General features: G+C 41.3%; 14 protein-coding genes and 1 pseudogene. 2 read left to right on the top strand and 13 right to left on the bottom strand.

All coding sequences use genetic code 11. The features are described from left to right. Nucleotides 1–26: 26 nt before the first annotated feature. From TOL9009_RS0113020 to TOL9009_RS0113005, 5 genes are all read right to left on the bottom strand, one after another. Complete coding sequence (locus TOL9009_RS0113020) at nt 27–1,394, bottom strand: NAD-dependent succinate-semialdehyde dehydrogenase (RefSeq protein ID WP_029633198.1); 1,368 nt, start codon at nt 1,392–1,394, stop codon at nt 27–29. 238 nt (nt 1,395–1,632) lie between these two features. Continuing rightward, nucleotides 1,633–3,258, bottom strand: a complete 1,626-nt coding sequence (locus TOL9009_RS0113015) for an adenylate/guanylate cyclase domain-containing protein (protein ID WP_029633197.1) — start codon at nt 3,256–3,258, stop codon at nt 1,633–1,635. Nucleotides 3,259–3,513: 255 nt separating this feature from the next. Continuing rightward, the gene (ylqF, locus tag TOL9009_RS0113010; protein ID WP_029633196.1) at nt 3,514–4,422 is read right to left on the bottom strand and encodes a ribosome biogenesis GTPase YlqF; all 909 of its coding nucleotides are present in this window, start codon (nt 4,420–4,422) and stop codon (nt 3,514–3,516) included. A gap of 3 nt (nt 4,423–4,425) precedes the next feature. Beyond that, nucleotides 4,426–4,560, bottom strand: coding sequence for a hypothetical protein (locus tag TOL9009_RS49300; protein WP_260675887.1), 135 nt, complete (start codon nt 4,558–4,560; stop codon nt 4,426–4,428). 41 nt (nt 4,561–4,601) lie between these two features. Further along, nucleotides 4,602–4,985 carry a VOC family protein gene (locus TOL9009_RS0113005; RefSeq protein WP_029633195.1) on the bottom strand — a complete coding sequence of 128 codons (384 nt, stop codon included), beginning with the start codon at nt 4,983–4,985 and terminating at the stop codon, nt 4,602–4,604. Between the two features lie 237 nt (nt 4,986–5,222). On the opposite strand from TOL9009_RS0113005, the gene TOL9009_RS0113000 reads away from it, so the two are divergent. Continuing rightward, nucleotides 5,223–5,480, top strand: a complete 258-nt coding sequence (locus TOL9009_RS0113000; protein WP_029633194.1) for a hypothetical protein — start codon at nt 5,223–5,225, stop codon at nt 5,478–5,480. A gap of 6 nt (nt 5,481–5,486) precedes the next feature. Here the strand turns inward: TOL9009_RS0113000 and TOL9009_RS38990 are convergent. The 8 genes and pseudogenes from TOL9009_RS38990 to TOL9009_RS47240 form a co-directional block, all read right to left on the bottom strand. Continuing rightward, nucleotides 5,487–6,721: pseudogene (locus TOL9009_RS38990) on the bottom strand (RNA-guided endonuclease InsQ/TnpB family protein). 331 nt (nt 6,722–7,052) lie between these two features. Then, complete coding sequence (truB, locus tag TOL9009_RS0112990; RefSeq protein ID WP_029633193.1) at nt 7,053–7,913, bottom strand: tRNA pseudouridine(55) synthase TruB; 861 nt, start codon at nt 7,911–7,913, stop codon at nt 7,053–7,055. Nucleotides 7,914–8,192: 279 nt separating this feature from the next. Continuing rightward, nucleotides 8,193–8,489, bottom strand: a complete 297-nt coding sequence (locus TOL9009_RS0112985; RefSeq protein ID WP_029633192.1) for a hypothetical protein — start codon at nt 8,487–8,489, stop codon at nt 8,193–8,195. A 64-nt stretch (nt 8,490–8,553) separates the two neighbouring features. Continuing rightward, the gene (locus TOL9009_RS0112980; RefSeq protein ID WP_029633191.1) at nt 8,554–10,230 is read right to left on the bottom strand and encodes an alpha/beta hydrolase; all 1,677 of its coding nucleotides are present in this window, start codon (nt 10,228–10,230) and stop codon (nt 8,554–8,556) included. 323 nt (nt 10,231–10,553) lie between these two features. Further along, nucleotides 10,554–11,471, bottom strand: a complete 918-nt coding sequence (locus tag TOL9009_RS0112975) for a DMT family transporter (protein WP_029633190.1) — start codon at nt 11,469–11,471, stop codon at nt 10,554–10,556. A gap of 153 nt (nt 11,472–11,624) precedes the next feature. Further along, the gene (locus TOL9009_RS0112970; protein WP_029633189.1) at nt 11,625–12,800 is read right to left on the bottom strand and encodes a GNAT family N-acetyltransferase; all 1,176 of its coding nucleotides are present in this window, start codon (nt 12,798–12,800) and stop codon (nt 11,625–11,627) included. Between the two features lie 241 nt (nt 12,801–13,041). Then, nucleotides 13,042–13,482, bottom strand: coding sequence for a hypothetical protein (locus TOL9009_RS0112965; protein ID WP_029633188.1), 441 nt, complete (start codon nt 13,480–13,482; stop codon nt 13,042–13,044). A 168-nt stretch (nt 13,483–13,650) separates the two neighbouring features. Beyond that, nucleotides 13,651–13,815 (bottom strand): hypothetical protein, encoded by a 165-nt coding sequence (locus TOL9009_RS47240; RefSeq protein WP_186227547.1) that lies wholly within the window; start codon nt 13,813–13,815, stop codon nt 13,651–13,653. Between the two features lie 540 nt (nt 13,816–14,355). Here TOL9009_RS47240 and TOL9009_RS0112955 point away from each other — a divergent pair. Then, nucleotides 14,356–16,479, top strand: a complete 2,124-nt coding sequence (locus TOL9009_RS0112955; RefSeq protein WP_029633187.1) for a pentapeptide repeat-containing protein — start codon at nt 14,356–14,358, stop codon at nt 16,477–16,479. The last annotated feature ends 398 nt before the right edge of the window (nt 16,480–16,877 follow it).

Here is a 16,877-nt window from a genome sequence, read left to right as displayed (position 1 = left end):
CCATCCGCGTGCATCAGCGGTTAAAATCACTTAACCCACACTGTTTTAACATTGACAAACTCGTGTATGCCTTGAATACTCAATTCCCGTCCATACCCAGAACGCTTAATGCCACCAAAAGGCATACGGGGGTCGGATTTTACCATACTGTTAATAAATACGGCACCGGCTTCGATTTCGGAAATTAAGCGATCGCTCTCCTCCTCATTTTGCGTCCAAGCGCTTGCACCTAAACCAAAAGGTGTATCATTAGCGAGCTTGATTGCCGCATCGATATCGGGAACCCGAAATAACATTGCCACAGGTCCAAAAAATTCCTCTTGTGCGGTGGGGCTATCTGTGGGAATATCAATAAGAATCGTGGGCGGATAGTAGTTACCAGGGCGATCGCTTAAAGGTTGTCCACCGATGAGAATTTTTGCCCCACTTTTGAGACTTGCTTGCACTTGTTGGTCTAATTCTTGGAGAATACCGGGAGTTGCCAGGGGTCCTAAATCGGTGTCTGGTGACATCGGATCGCCAACTTTTAGCGCTTGGAATTTTTCTAAGAGTAATTTTTCAAATTTATCGGCGATCGCTTCCACCACAATAAAACGTTTCGCTGCAATACATGATTGCCCGTTATTCAACATCCGCGCTGTAGTCGCTGTTGCAACTGCTGTTTCTAAGTCAGCGCTCTCTAACACGATAAACGGATCGCTTCCGCCTAATTCTAAAACGACCTTTTTAATTTGTTTCCCCGCAGCAGCAGCGAGTGATGCACCTGCGGGTTCGCTTCCTGTCAAGGTAGCAGCTTTAACTCGGTCGTCAGCCATTAGGTCTGCTACCTTGGCAGCACCAATTAATAGTGTTTGAAAAGCACCTTTGGGAAAACCTGCCCTTTGGATGATATCCTCAATTGCCAAGGCACACTGCGGCACATTAGAAGCGTGTTTCAACAAGCCAACATTACCTGCCATCAATGCCGGTGCAGCAAAGCGGAATACTTGCCAAAAGGGGAAATTCCACGGCATGACGGCGAGAATTATACCTAATGGTTGGTAGCGAACAAAACTACGGCTAGCATCGGTTTCTACGGCAACATCGGCGAGAAATTCAGCCGCATGTTCAGCGTAGTAGCGACAGACAGCGGCGCATTTTTCGACTTCAGAAATGGCAGCTTTATAGGGTTTGCCCATTTCCAAGGTCATTATCTTAGCAAAGTCAGCTTTTTCTTTGTCTAAGATATCAGCAGCTTGTTGTAGAGCGTGCGATCGCTCTACTAAACTAGTTTTGCGATACGAATCATTAGCCAAACCTGCCAAATCCAACTTAGCGGCAATTTCCGCATCAGTTAGCGGCTCAAAAATTTTAAGTGTTTCCCCTGTAGCGGGATTAATGGTGGCGATCGCCATAACCTGACTTCCCGTTGAAAATAATTTACAGTAGCTTTATAGTCTTACACATAGTAATTACGGCAGCTACCACCCAAATTCTAGTCTGTTAAACAAGATTTGGTTTCTTAATGTTAAAGTTTCGCAACTTAAGTTTAAATAAAATATACATTTTTCTCAGTATTTATACTATGTTATTGATTGTTGGTTGATGGTTGTCAAAAATTACTCTTACCCACTAACCACCATCCACTAACTACTAACCACTTGCCAAATCATGCATTTTCGTCTGATAAACCTTGACTAATCGATTAATGCCTTTGAAACTGTAATTTCCCATCTCTTGAAAATCATAGGGTTGGGAAAGCATTTTATAAGTAACTTCACTAATGACACATTCACTAGGAGGACAAACAGCTTCCATCCGCGCCGCCAGATTAATAGTTGCGCCCAAAGCAGTATAATCAACTCTTTGGGAACTGCCGACATCGCCAACAACAGCCTTACCGCTGTTAATTGCAATGCGTAACTGTAGCGGTTCTTGCCAAAAACCATTGGCGTTAAGCTGTTCGAGACGAGTTAACATACCCTTGGCAGCAGCGACTGCTCGATCTGCATGATCTAATTGCAGTTCCGGTGCGCCAAAAAATGCCATAATACAATCGCCAATATATTTATCTAAAGTGCCGCCCCAGCCAAACACTTCTTGTAACATTTCTTCAAATAAATTATTTAATAATTGAGCAACTTCTGTTGGTGTAACTCGTTCAGAAATTGCTGTAAAGCCGACTAAATCGGCAAATAAAATGCTGATTTCAGTTTCTACGGGTGCTAAACGACCATTAGGCAATCCTCCCACAGATATCAACTGTTGCACAACTGCGGGAGAATGATAGCGTTCTAATCTGTGACGAATCACTTCTTCAGCTTTAAGTTTTTCTACCAACAACCAACGTTGAACGCTAGAAGCGACAAGATTTGCCAAAGCTGAAAAGAAGCTCAATTCTTCTTCGCCTTCATTGTCCCAATGATAAGAAGAAAGGGTAGCATCAGCATAAAGAACGCCGACAACTTTATTTTCATCCCATAAAGGTACAGCCATTGCGCTGCGAATGCCTTTGACTAAAATGCTGTGTTCTCCAGCAAATCGTTCATCTTTTTGAGCATCAGCAGTTTGAATCGCGACTTTTTCGGCAAATACCTTTTGGCAGATACTACGGCTAATCCAACTGCCATCGGTTGCTAAATTTTCTTGTTGGGAAGCTTTTCTAGTAGCAGAGTTCATTAACTCTAGTTTACCGCCTCCATGCACATCAATTAACAATGCCAAGCGATCGATACTGTCGAGGTAACGAAAAATAACTTGCTGTACCTGTGAGAAAATCTCTTCAATAGATGCGGCTGCACACAGATTCTTGGCTATATCTACTAAGTCTTTGAGTCGGGCAATGGTTTGGTCTTTATTAGTTGTCTTGCCGTCTTTACCGTTGGGTTCTATCCATTTTTTTTGCAATTGTTGGACATTGCGAAGAATTGTTCTTTGTTCAGCAACTTCCTGTTGTCTGGGGCTGAGTGGCGGTTCACTATAATCTGCATACAATACTAATAAACTAACATCGCCTAACCATAAAATATCGCCGTGCTGCAACTTTTGAGGAGAGGTAACAAGGTGTTCATTTAATTGCGTGCCGTTTTTGCTGCCCAAGTCTTCAATAGTCCACACATCGGCAGCAATTTTCACTACGCGAGCATGGGAACGAGAAACTCCCCCAAAAGGTAAGTATAAGTCACATTCAGGCAAACGTCCGATGGTGAATACATCTTGATTCACCGTCACCGTTGTGTCGTTATCTCCCTCTTGTAGGAGTAGTTTGAGTTCAGTCATGACAATGATAGATTAATCCACTCCCAGCTGGGGTGCTAGCAACCAATACGGTAAGGGTTAGCCCTTCACTATTTCTTTATGACACTGTTAAGGGCTTTCGGCAACTATATGTACTAAATGTGACAGCCATTCCCCCAACAACTAACTAGAGTGAATTAGCGCTCTACAGTGACTTGAATAATAGCGATCGCTTATGGCTTCATAGTTAAACATATTTAGAAAAGATGATCCGCGCCATTTGAGTAGCAGTTTTACTCAAAAATCGCTCGAAAAGGTTGTTAGCGCGTTAGGTGGTAATTCTAAAGGAATTGTACCGAGAAATCCTTTGCGAAAATCGGTTAAAAGTTGCCTTGCGGTGCGCTCGACATCACCTTTGTAACGATGAAGAGCTAAAGCGTGTAAATATGCTTCTCCAGTGTCGGTTGTGGAGTCGAGGTCGTAACGATTCTCGAAGGGTTTTTTCGGTAATACGTTAGTTGCTACGGCTTCTAAGTATATGACTAAATCTGCGAGTGCTGATGCTACTAGTTGATTATCATAAGATGCTTCGCCAATATCGTCACAAATCGCTAACTTTAATGCTGCTTCTTGGTCTTCTAACTTTAGGGGGATGACACCAGGAGCATCAAGCAATTCTAATTGCTCAGAAATTCGCACCCAGCGCAAGGAACGAGTTACACCAGGACGAGCAGCACTTTCGACTACTCGCTTTCCCACTAAGCGGTTAATCAAAGCTGATTTACCGACGTTGGGAAAACCAATGACTACAGCGCGGACGGGACGGGGTAGCATTCCGCGATCGCTTCTTCTTTTATTTATCTCTATTCCAGCTGCTTGTGCTGCTTTTGATACCGCAATTACGCCTTGACCTTGTTGGGCATTGGTAAAATAAGGCACTTCACCTTGGCGCTGAAACCAATCTATCCAAAGCGATCGCGCTCTTTGTGTAATCATATCTACTCGGTTTAGCACCAATACCCGCTCTTTACTCCCTACCCATTCAGTCATTTGCGGATGGTTTGTCGCTAAAGGTATGCGTGCATCTCGTACTTCCAGCACTACATCTACACGCTTTAGCTGCTCTTTAAGCTTCTTTTCAGCTTTGGCAATGTGACCGGGATACCATTGAATCAGGTTTAATTTATAATTTTGAGTTATGGACATTTGTTAGTTAGTTGATAGTTGTTGGTTGTTGGTTGTTGGTTGATGGTTGTTGGTTGATAGTTGATGGTTGTTGGTTGATAGTTGATAGTTGTTGGTTGATGGTTGATGGTTGATAGTTGTTGGTTGATGGTTATCCACTAACCACTAACCACTAACCACTAACTACTAACCACTATCCACTATCCACTATCCATTTTAGATTGATGCAAAATTATTCTATTGCCATCAGGATCGTAAGCGTAAATTTCTCTACCGTGAGAAGCGGTTGTGATTTTTCCTGGTGGGGGATAACCTAAGACGGTAAGGTGAGCGATCGCATCTTCCAAATTACTCACCTCTAAACATAAACTCATCTTACTTTTAAGTGAGTTAATAAATTCAGATTCATTAGTTTTTTTGGCTTTGAAAATACCTAATTTTACACCTGTTAATTGAAACTCAGCATAAATATTTGGCATGAGTTTTACTGGTTCTTTTTTGAAAAAGTCAGTATAAAATTTTACTAAGGCATCCAGGTTTATCGTGGCTATGGTGACGAAAGCATCAGTATATAGGAAAACCATATTTGTTAAATATAACTAGGAAAAATTAGATAAATTAACTTTGAAAAAATATAGTTTTCTCAGACGATTCACCACCGTGGACAATTTTGCAGACGCAGATGTTATCTATTGATAACATTTAAGAAGGAAAGTTCGCACAAAAAGTACAGTCTTTTTTCCTCAACCATTAGAGGGATGAAAAATTACCTTCAAGTTGATAATCTTGTAAAGAACACTTAATACATAAAAATTACGGCTATGGCATCCCCAACACGATTGCAAGGCACAGAGCTAGTAGATTGTGCTAGAGCGAATGCCAAACAGGGAATTGAAACGGCTGCTCACCAATGTGGATATGGTGAGGATCTCAACACTTTTGCGCGTGAATTACGGCAAGCTTGTGAGGAAATGAATTTGCAAGTAAAAGAACTTAATGAATTGATTACTGACCAAGACATGATATTACAAATTGGTACTGGCGAAGTGGTTGCCCCAGATACGGCATCAGAACTGTGACATCTCCTACACTGACCCGATGACGGGTACAGTGTAGGCTTCCAAGACAATCCGGCTATCGCTGAGGAGGCTCTTGGCTTTTGAGAACGGAATGCCCTACCGCTCTATTTTTTATATTTATCGCGGCGTTATGATCGCGATCTAAACTGCATCCACAATTATGACAGTCATGCCATCTTACGTGCAGCTTTTTAGGAACTTTCACACCACAATTAGAGCAATCTTGACTTGTGCCAGACGCGTGACAAAGGATAACACATAATCCAGCATTTTCGGCTTTGATTTGTAGTATCGACAGAAAGCGCGTGCCCTCCAGCGTCCGTAATAGATTTAGCTAATCGGGTACGTGCAAGTCCTTTTACATTCAAATCTTCAACCGCAATAACATCATATTTTTTCAACAGATTGTTAGCGGTTTTAAAGTGAAAGTCTTTCCTTTTATCCGCAACTTTCTTGTGTTGCTTCCCTAATTGTTTGACAGCTTTATTTCTTTTGTTGCTTCCCTTTTTTCTGCGAGATACTCGTTTTTGGATAACCCGTAAACGCTTTTGAGCTTTTCGATAATACTGTGGAATTTTTACTACATCATTATCGGAAGTAGTCAAGAATTCTTTTAAACCAACATCAATACCAGTTATAGAATCAGGGTTGAAATCAGGCTTGATAGTCGGAACAGTTTTATCCTCTAAGCTCAAAGTTGCATAGTACCCATCGGCTTTTTTAGTGATAGAACAAGTCTTTATCTTGAATCCATCAGGTATTGCACGATGTTGAATTAGCTTCACTTTCCCAAACTTAGGAAGAGTTATAAAGCCACTATCAATGCAATCATCTTTCATGGATGTATACGTAAAGGTTTTGTATTGGTTAGAAGCTTTGAATCTTGGTTTTCCGCTTCGTTTCCCATTACAATCTCCACCCAGGAATCTAAGATAAGCTAATTCCACTCGTTTCGCTGCATTTTGCAAAACTTGCGAGTGAATTTCCTTGTACCACGGTCTGTCCTTCTTTAATTGAGGTAATGAGTTTTGTTGGCTATAGTAATTTGGATTATTTCGTAACTCCGGTAAATGGCAAACAAATAAAGAACAAGAATTGATAGAACATCGATTTTCTTCATACCATCGAAAACGGTCAGCTAGCAAATAGTTGTATTGACAACGTAGCATGTCTAGCCATCTGTCAATTTGAGTTATTTGCTGTTTTGTTGGACGCAATCGGTATTGATATGAAGTTCTCATTTGTTTTACCTCCGACAAATATGATAACATCAACGTATGGCTACTGGGTGGATTAAATGAAAGAATGTAGAATAAGTTTGCGAATATCGACACGAAGAATGAATAAATTTAGAAACTATGCGGCAAATAAAGATAAAACGCTAACCCAATTGATAGAAGAGTATATCGATTTACTTCCAGATACAAAGATTGGCAATTCGTCACCGACCGACATCCCGCAATAACCTGCGGTTATTATTGGTGGTCGGTCACTTCCTCCGAAGCCCACCTTATATCTTGCCACTGATTTTGGGTACAAAATTCAGGTGGGGGACTTACGGTGTTTAGTTAATTAAGAAATTGGCTCAAATACCATTGTCGGAATCAACATATCAGCTTCTGTTTGGGCTATTCCTAAAAAAAGCCCGTCTTCATGGTAAACTCGCACTGTTCCGGTAATATCTATTACCGGAATACGCTGTCCTTGACACCATTTTTGAGCAGATGTTGCGTCTAAGGTGACAGATGGTAAATGTTGTAAAGGTGCATCCGGGGGAGTTGGTTGAAAGGTTCCTGCTTCTAAGTCGCTAAAGGTGAGACTGTCTGAATAGTCAAAACCGCTGCTTTGGGTACGTGTCAAAGCAGCGAGAGTACCCCCAGTTTGTAAAACGTTACCTAAATCGCGAGCGATCGCTCGAATATATGTACCAGATCCGCAGGCGATCGCTACATCCAATTCGGGAAAATCCCCAGATCGCCAATCCAATATTTCAATCTGAAAAATCTCAACTGTTCGCGCCGGCACATCCACCACTTCGCCTTTACGTGCCAAATCATACAGGCGTTTCCCCTCAACTTGAATTGCACTGTAACTTGGGGGTATTTGCTGAATTTTTCCCTCAAATTGTTTAAGTGCAGTTTCCACATCTGCTAAACTGACTGCACAGATTTGAGAAGCGATAATTTCACCTTGCAAATCATCAGTTGTAGTCTGCACACCTAAGCGAATTGTCGCTTTATAAGCTTTGTTTCCTGGTAGATACTGCAATAATCTTGTCGCCTTACCAAGTGCGATTGGTAACACCCCGGTAGCGGCTGGATCTAATGTTCCTGCGTGTCCCACGCGCTTGAGACGCAAGAGTTTGCGCGTTTTCGCTACACAGTCGTGAGATGTCCAGTCAAATGGTTTGTTGAGATTTAGAAAGCCTTGCACAGATTTTGGTATTGGTTAGTTGGAGCGTTGTTAAGTCAGCGGTTCAAATTAAATATACAGCGGATTGCAGGTTCATGAAGTACAGTAGCAACAGTCTGTAAAGCAGTTTTTTAGATGTTTCGGATTAATCAAATCAAGAGCCGTCACAATCAGAATATCAACCAATGAGTGTTGTGGTTGGAGAGAATTGACTTTAGCGCTATTTATTCATAACGTATTATGCTAATTGAGCGCTGTTAGCGGAGCTTTCCCGTAGGGTAGCGATCGCTACGAGAAAAACTATTCCCAGGTGGAAATAGACCGCAGTAGATCGGGAATTTCACCTTGAGATAGAGGAAATTCGAGGGTGGTTTCTTTTAAGCCTAAATAACCAGATTCTGTAAAGGATAAAAGCATCCGCGACAGCGCTATCCAAACTTCTGATTCATATTCCCAATCACGATAACGTGCAGCACGACCAGCAATTGAACGCAATGCCCAAAAGTATGAATTCCTCACCACGGAACCACCTTTTTTAAATTCTGGTAAGTCCTCGTGGTGTAAGAAAAGTACGCTGTTTTCAATTCTGGCTCTCATAGAGGAATGGGGTACTTTTTGACAACCAACAACTATCCACTAACAATTATCCACTAACAACTAACTATTCACCATTTAGTGCTTGCGCTAATTCGGTTGTCGTCAATGACTGGACGAGACTTAAACCGACAGGTTGGCTGGAAATGCTTTTGACGTAAGCTGCGTTGAGGTAAGGAATGTATTTTGAGGTTCTGGCAACGTAAGTTTCAAAAAAAGGCAAACTCAAAGCATTTATGTAACGACGCGCTTGTGCTGGATTGTCACCAACTATCGCTGAAGGTAATCCTACTTGTTCAGTGGTGTTCTTGGTTTCGCCAATGGTCGAAAAGTGGGTTCCACCTTCAAGCATAACTAGGTACTTTTGGGTGTTGGCAATCCAGGAAAACGGCAGAATTTGTTCGTATAAAGCTGGGGCAATGGTATCATCACTGCTGCCAACAATCATCACGGGAGTTTGAATTTCCTTTAAACCAGCTTCTCCGAAGATACTGTTAGTAATTGGATTAAGAGCGATCGCTGCTTTAACTCTCTCATCCCGCAAGTTATACTGATTGTTTGGCAATAGCAAAGCGCGACATTGAAGCAATAAAGATACATTCCAAGTATGTTTTAACGCCTGCTGAGTACAATCTTTTCCTAATTGCTGAAAGTTAATTTTAGCACCAGCCAAAGCTAAAGCTGTGTAGCCACCAAATGATTGACCAATTACGCCAACTTGTTGCAGATTTAGCCGTCCTTTAAATCGAGAATCGGATTTGTTCCGCATCTCCAATTCATCAAGTACATGTTTGACATCTAAAGGACGGTCAACAAATTCCTCTGGTTTTGCAGCTTCATTAGCGCGTCCATTCAAAAGGGATTGCAGTTGTTTGGCATCGCTACCCGGATGATTGGGAACAACCACAACAAACCCGTAGGATGCTAAGTGATTCGCTAAATATTCAAAGTTGCCGCTGTCTGAACCGACACCATGAGAAATTACAATTACTGGTGCAGGTTTGGAAATATTGGGAAGGTAAACATCAGTCAGTAAAAGCCGATTCCGTGCTAAGTCAAAAATCTTTAGTGTCTGTTTATCTTTGACTGCAAACTGTCCTTTGCGACGTAAGTCTGGCAATTGCGAAAGATTTGGTGATGGTTGGATAGTCGCGGCTTCTGTATTAGACTTTTGGGAAACTGCGGCGATCGCTCGATTGGTCTCACTAACGAGTTTTTCCAGTTCTCCGGCTATCCCCAGGCTACGGGCTAAATCAATGTGGATGCTGCGGCTGGGATACTTTCTTAACAAATTTAATAACGTTAAGCCTTGTGGTTCCGCAGAAGCTAAAATCAGCGCTGAACGTAAAGCATGAAATCCGGGTTTGGGTTGACGAGATTCGCTTTTAATCACTTCTCCCAAACGTCCGAGAAGAAATTCTCCTTGGGGTGTGTAAAGAAATTGCGAAACCGCTACGGAGTTAACTTTGATTGGTGTGACTAAAGCACGACGTAACTCCTGAAGCTGTTGTGGTTGCACATATTGCTGATAAACTGCCAAATCGTCGTCAATTACACCCTTTTTCGCGTAATCTTCCAAAGCATTGATGGAAATAGAACGCTCTAGAGCCGAGTAAGATGCATAAATTCGCTCTGCTGCCCGTGCTGAATTACTCATCCCAAGTGTAGGCAGCAGCGTTGAGAGAACCAGCCATAGAAAGTTTTTTCTCAGGGTGCTGGTCCAATTACCAAACAAGCTGTTCATCGATCAACTGTTGAATGGTGATGTTGTTTTAAGAGGCGTTTGCTTTGGTAGTTACGGACACCCTGGATCTTGGAAATTCCATTCGCCTGGTGAAGTATTGATTTTTGTTTTTTCTCTAATTAAGAAATTCAAAATAAAATTTCTTGAGAGTTATTAACATAAGTCAAATTACTTACTTCGCAAGATATGAATTAACAATTCTTAGGTAGCTATTACATCATAACAAATAATAAATTAATCTGCTTCAGTATGAAAAATGGAACAATGAATCAGGAATTAAGTTGCAGCAAAATCCAGTAAATTTACTTAGATAATAATTTAGATTAATTGGATTTTCCCAAAGCGATCGCTACACAACCAGATACAACCAAAACCGCGCCCAGTATGCCTGTCAAAGTTAGACGTTCTGGCGCAATTAAAGTACTTGCCACAACTGATACAACTTCAACTGATATTAAAGTCACAATCGGAGCCGTAGCCAATACTGCACTTACCCGCGATGCTTCCCAATGCTCTAATGCTTCTGCAAAAGCACCGTAAGCAATTAAAGTATTTAAAGCACAAAAAAACAACATTCCGCCATGCAAAAAATCGAGTGTCAAAATTGTATTTGGATGAGCAAAGGGAGTGAATAATAAAGTACATCCTCCATAAATAATCAGCATAATGCTGGCAGAAGATAAAGATTGTAATAATTGTTTTTGTGCTAAAGCATAAATCGCCCATGCGATCGCTCCCAATACAGTTAAACTAGTACCTAAAAGATATGCTCCACGCGCTGTAATTAAATTATTTAATTGTTCGTGAAAGAACAATAAAAAACCAAAAATTAGTACACTCACACCCAGCCACTGACGCAATTTATAACGTTCGTGAAAAAGAACTAAACCACCGAAACCTAATAACACCGGCGCTAGTTGAATGATAACTTCGGCGTTAGCGGGTGATGTTAACGCTAAACCTTGCAAGAAAAGAACATAATTACTAGCCAAAAAGATAATAGCGATCGCTAACAACTTCCAAGAAGCAGAACGCAGTTGTATTAAGGTTGGTAATTTACCTCGCACTCCCAAATAAGCGGCAAGCAATGCAAATGACACCACAAAGCGAAACCAAGTAACAGTGTAAACATCAAGTGTTTGCAATGTTACCGCCAAAGCAATAGGTAGAATTCCCCATAAAAAAACGGTCACAAGCGATAGCAACAGTCCTAAACGCCAGCGACCGGAACTTTGATGCATCATATTGTTGGTTGTTAGTTGATGGTTGTTAGTTGTTAGTTCTTGGGTGGTGGTTGTTAGTTGATGGTTGACACTTAATGGTTATCTACGCTCCCCACTAACCACTATCCACTAACAACTATCCACTAACCACTATCCACTAACAACTAACTTTTAAAAGAAATCTATCATCCAAGGGGAGGAACCTGCAAAGATTTGTGTAGCTGTATCTAAAGATGTTTCTGTACCTTGAAGTTTTCCGGCTATTTGCAATTGCTGCGGTGTAAATAAACCTGTGTAAAGCGGTGCTAATCCTTTGATGTCTAACTGTAACTCGCCTTTTCCGCCTTTTGTGACTTCACCGCGTCCGTTGGCAATGGATAAAATGAATTTACCATTGTTTTCGGCGATCAAGTCATCTTCAACTTCTAAGTGCAGTTCAGTTTGAATTTTTTTTGGATAACCCCGCTTTTCTAACGCTTTAACAACATCTATCACCCGCAGCATCCAACGGCTGATATGCTTTAGTTTGGCAGTTTGCTCTGGTAGCAGCAAACTTAGAGAGTCAACTGGGGAACTTCTCCAGCGTATCTTGTCAATTTGCGATCGATGATTGGCAAGAAATGACCAGAAAGTTTGTGCAGCAGCAGTTGTCAGGACTACCCAATCGTGAATTCGCAGAATAGCACCATCCTTGTCTGGGTTTTGGCTGAAGATAATATAGCCTTGAGGTTGGTCAGCTTCCCCTATAAGATAGGCGTAAAGTGGTTCTTTTTCCAATGGTTTGCTGACTCCCTCCCACATAAACTGATTGCGGTTTAAATTTCCATTGTTCAGTGTTGCTTGCTTGTGGTATAAGTCATAAAATACTTCAAGATTGAGCGGAACTACAGATTTGATAGGTAATAACTGCTCTCGAACCTGGATACTCTCAGCCGGAATTTCCCAAACGCAAGTTGTACCAGCTTGCTCATATCCCGCTTTGCGATACAAGCGTTGAGTAGCTGGATAGAGTATGGAGATGGGTACACCGTTAGTATAAAGTTCCTTGATGGTGTGCTGCATCAAAGCGATCGCAGCTCCTGTTCCGCGATATTCACAAGCAATGCCAACTGCGGCAATTCCCGTCATCGGTACACTTACACCACCCCACCATTGACTCATCGAAATCAGCGCTAGTCCCCCAGCAATTTCCTTATTTTGATGGATGACACGGAGGTTTTCTACACCAACGCGATTGATGTAGCTTTCGTTTTCACTAAGTTCGAGAAAACACTGCTTAAGAATATTACCTAACCGTAGAACATCTTCGGGATTGACATTCTGGCTATATTCAAATTGAGGCGTCATACAATTTACCGCCTAGTAACATGCAATTACAAGCATACTACGGGAAGTGATATTGCGATCGCACTACAGCTGACTGAGGGATATTCTGATGATGTGCGATCGCATAACTACAGCAAATTTCACTCCTTAGGAGGTACATACGTAAAACCCAAAACCCGCTCTCAGACGTAGCACTTGGTAGTCTCTACATGTATTTCATAACAACGCAATCTGCTGTAAGTATGGGAACTAGTCTACATAATCAATCTTTGATATTTTCCGATTTTTGCGGTTTATTTGAGGTGATTGGACGTTGACCATCGATGTCAATCGTGTCAGAAACGTGAAAATTGCTTTTAGCGATCGGACGTTCACCATCAATATCATAAGTACCTTCAATCTCTAAATCACCTGGGTCAATTGGACGATGACCGTCTACGTCTAGGGTATGATGATTCTCAAAATTGCTCTTGCCAATTGGACGCTGACCATCTATTTCATAACTATCACAAGAGCTAAAATTACTCTTGGCAATTGGACGCTCACCGTCTATGTCATAAGTATCAGAAATTTGAATACTACTTGGGTCAATTGGACGATGACCGTCTACATCAAGTGTTTTAGGAGTTTCTTTCCCTTCGCGATTAGATAACTCAATGTCGGTTGTATTCTCAGGATAATTATCTTTCTTTTTGTTATTCATAAATTCCATATCCTATCAATTCTATACTTAAAGGATACAGTCTCCAAGCGATCGCTAAAAAAGCCAAAAGAAAGATTTTTTACCTTGTCATGAATTAAGATAAAAAATACCGTAGTTCCTTATAAGTAGAAACGCGCAAAAAAACAAATGTGTTTCTTTCATATATTGCTAGTGGCGATCGCCGCTAGTGAGGGGCTGATATCTTGCAGCAGTCTCAATAACCCGCCGAGGAATAAATTCCCACAGCAAGTAGCTAAAGTCGTCTAAAGACGACTCGGTAAGAATTTTAGTCCATTTCAACTGATAACTTGCACCATTCTCAATTAGCACCATCGCCCGCCCAGAGTTAAAACTCCACAGCTTTTAGCTAAAGTCCACGCTTTGTGGACTCAAACCCTTGCTCAGTCGTCTTTAGACGAATGCGAGCTATTAGCCTCAGAATTCATTCTGAGGCGGTTGTTGCAACTAATGCAAGTTATCAGTTTCAATGGACTTATGCTATCATCTGTGGAAATTGATTTCCGGGCGGGTCTGGATGCGCTCTTGAGAATGGTGCAAGATGTTATATTATTTCACGTTAATAGCGATACATACAGCAAATTGCGTTTTTGTTGAATACACGTAGAGACGTTCCGGCGGAACGTCTCTACAGGTCTGTATTTGTATCAAGGTTTTTGTGAAACGGTATTAGGTTACACCAACTTCAATATTGCTGTTGATAAATTCAGCATTCAAAGGTAGAGACGCACAGTTAAGCTCTTATACCGCGTGTTGCATCCAAAATTTTTGTATATTCTTTATTTTGCCAAAAGCCGGAATATTGCCCAGCAAAGTTGTATACAATCTCATCAATAACCTGATAATGACCCAGTTATGCCGCCAGACTACTCCGGTCAAAATCTCCGAGGTCGCTCTTTTAAAGGTCAAAACCTGACTGGGGCAAACTTTAGCAAGGCAGATATTAGAGGGGCAAATTTTACCAGCGCTATTCTTAAAGATGCTGACTTCACAGGTGCTAAAGCTGGACTACAAAAGCGTTGGGTAATTGGGTTGCTTATAGTCTCATGGCTGCTGTCGGGGTTATCAGGCGTTTCATTAATTGTATTTAGTATACCGGTACCATTTCAAGCATTTATTTTTGAAACTAACGTTAAAAGAGTCATCGTTGTTCTAGTCTGGCTAATTGTGCTTCCACTCTTGTTTTTTGTCACTATCCACAAGAAGGGTTTAATAGCAAGATTAGGAACCCCGGTCTTCGCCGCAGTTGTAGCCGTTACCGCAGCCTATATCGTCAACGTAGTGGGAGTCTCAATCACAGCTTTCAAATTTATTGGTGTTCTCACTCTTGTTTTCGCCGGAGCTTTTATCTTCACCTTTGCCTTTGCTCTTACCGGAGCCGTTGCTGTTGCTGTCGCTGGAACCTTAGCTGGCTTGATGACTGAAGTCATCGCCGTCGTCTTCGCTGTCGCCTTCATCAACACTATAGTTGTTATCTTCGACTATGCTTTCACTGAAGTTTTTGTCAGAGCCTTTGCGTTGACCTTTGTTGGAGTCTTAACGCTTCTTGGTACTTACATTCGTTGGTGTAGTTTAGCTGGAGATCAACAAGACGCATGGATTCGCTCTTTTGCCATTGCCTTTGCTGCTACAGGTGGCACAAGTTTTCGTGGTGCTAATTTGATTAATGCTAATTTTACTGGTGCAATTCTCAAAAACACAGATTTTAGAAAAGCAAACCTAATACGCACCCGTTTTTACGAAGCCAAAAAACTTGAATTTTCCAGAGTTGGCAACACCATATTAACTAACCGAGATGTTCTCAATTTGCTCGTCACTTGCAATGGTAAAAACAAATCCTATGCTGGTGCTAACTTAAGAGGCGCAAATCTCAAAGGTGCAGACTTGAAAGAGGCTAATTTTAAAGGTGCTGATATTATTGTAGCCACCTTTGAAAGAGCTTGTTTAGAGTGGGCAAACCTGACTCTCACTCAAGCTGTTACCACTGATTTTACCAGCGCTCAAATGACCGGCGCTTGTGTAGAAGCATGGAATATTGACAGTACAACTAAGTTAGATAATGTAGATTGTCGCTTTGTCTATCTTCTAGAATATCCCAAACTGGGAATCGATGACCGCGAATGCCGTCCCAGTAGTGGCGACTTTCAACCAGGGGAATTTACCAAGCTGTTTGAAGAGGTTTTAAATACAGTTGATTTAATATTCCGCAACGGCATCGACTGGAAAGCTTTTGTTACCGCTTTCAATAAAGTACAAGCCGAAAATGAAGACACAGAATTAGCCCTACAGAGTATTGAAAATAAAGGTGATGGGGTTGTTGTCGTTAAAGTCGGTGTACCTGATGGTGCTGATAAAGAAAAGATTCATAGCGACTTTACAAACAATTATCAAATAGCACTGCAAGCTGTAGAAGAAAAATATAAAGCAGTACTACAAGCTAAAGATGACGAAATACTCTTTCATCGCCAACAAAGTGCGAAGATTCCAGAGATGATTATCTCTTTAGCGAATAAACCTATAAATGTTCAAGTTGAAAATAAATTAGAAAATCAAAATATGACTAACAGCAATGATGCCAGCCGCAAAATCAATATTGGCAGTGTCGGCGGAGATTTTAATGCTAGCGGACAAGCTTTGAATTTAGGTGAAATCAGCGGTACGGTAACAAACACTATCAACGAGTTACCAAAATCTGATGAACCAGAGAAACCGGGAATTAAGGAATTATTGACGCAATTGCAAACAGCAATTGAAGCTGACACAAATTTAAGCGAGGAAGATAAAGCCGAGGCTTTAGAACAAGTGAAGGCTTTAGCAGAAGCAGGGAAAAATCCCCAAGAAGGAGCGATGCAAAAGTCAGCGAAAACGGCTATGAAGATTTTAAAAGGGACAATTTCTGGTTTACCCAGCGCGGCTACATTGGTTGAAGCGTGTGGTAAATTGTTGCCGCTGATTTCTGGTTTTCTCGGATTGGGGTAATAAGAGTTTAAACCGCAGATAAACGCGGATAGACGCAGATGAGTATAAATAGAACATGGGGCGTTGCTGATTTTAAATATGAATTTTAAATTTTGACGGATGATTGTAACATTAAAACCCGCCTTTGTAGAGACGTTCCGCCGGAACGTCTCTCAATACGGTTCGGTTAGGGCAGGAGACGCGATAAATCGCCGTCTCTACAAAGGACTTTTTATTGTAAAGACGGCGATTTATCGCGTCTTTGTGATCTATAATTTTCATCAAAAAATTTTATCCGAACCGTATTGGAACGTCTCTAGCAATAATTAGGAATTTCATATTAATATTCCTGACTTTTCACGGTATCTGGAAAACCTCTCTCTAAATCTCTCTCCTAAAAGGAGAGAGACTTTGAATTT

The sequence above is a fragment of the [Scytonema hofmanni] UTEX 2349 genome (assembly GCF_000582685.1).
Taxonomy (GTDB): domain Bacteria; phylum Cyanobacteriota; class Cyanobacteriia; order Cyanobacteriales; family Nostocaceae; genus Hassallia; species Hassallia hofmanni.
The sequence above is the reverse complement of the archived record's forward strand: the minus strand, read 5'-3'. Positions and strand labels throughout refer to the sequence as shown.

Bases quoted from the DNA above. Each gene is read 5' to 3' on its own strand.
- TOL9009_RS0113020 (WP_029633198.1), bottom strand. From the start codon at position 1,394: ATGGCGATCGCCACCATTAATCCCGCTACAGGGGAAACACTTAAAATT.
- TOL9009_RS0113015 (WP_029633197.1), bottom strand. From the start codon at position 3,258: ATGACTGAACTCAAACTACTCCTACAAGAGGGAGATAACGACACAACG.
- ylqF (WP_029633196.1), bottom strand. From the start codon at position 4,422: ATGTCCATAACTCAAAATTATAAATTAAACCTGATTCAATGGTATCCC.
- TOL9009_RS0113005 (WP_029633195.1), bottom strand. From the start codon at position 4,985: ATGGTTTTCCTATATACTGATGCTTTCGTCACCATAGCCACGATAAAC.
- TOL9009_RS0113000 (WP_029633194.1), top strand. From the start codon at position 5,223: ATGGCATCCCCAACACGATTGCAAGGCACAGAGCTAGTAGATTGTGCT.
- TOL9009_RS0112985 (WP_029633192.1), bottom strand. From the start codon at position 8,489: ATGAGAGCCAGAATTGAAAACAGCGTACTTTTCTTACACCACGAGGAC.
- TOL9009_RS0112980 (WP_029633191.1), bottom strand. From the start codon at position 10,230: ATGAACAGCTTGTTTGGTAATTGGACCAGCACCCTGAGAAAAAACTTT.
- TOL9009_RS0112975 (WP_029633190.1), bottom strand. From the start codon at position 11,471: ATGCATCAAAGTTCCGGTCGCTGGCGTTTAGGACTGTTGCTATCGCTT.
- TOL9009_RS0112970 (WP_029633189.1), bottom strand. From the start codon at position 12,800: ATGACGCCTCAATTTGAATATAGCCAGAATGTCAATCCCGAAGATGTT.
- TOL9009_RS0112965 (WP_029633188.1), bottom strand. From the start codon at position 13,482: ATGAATAACAAAAAGAAAGATAATTATCCTGAGAATACAACCGACATT.
- TOL9009_RS47240 (WP_186227547.1), bottom strand. From the start codon at position 13,815: ATGGTGCTAATTGAGAATGGTGCAAGTTATCAGTTGAAATGGACTAAA.
- TOL9009_RS0112955 (WP_029633187.1), top strand. From the start codon at position 14,356: ATGCCGCCAGACTACTCCGGTCAAAATCTCCGAGGTCGCTCTTTTAAA.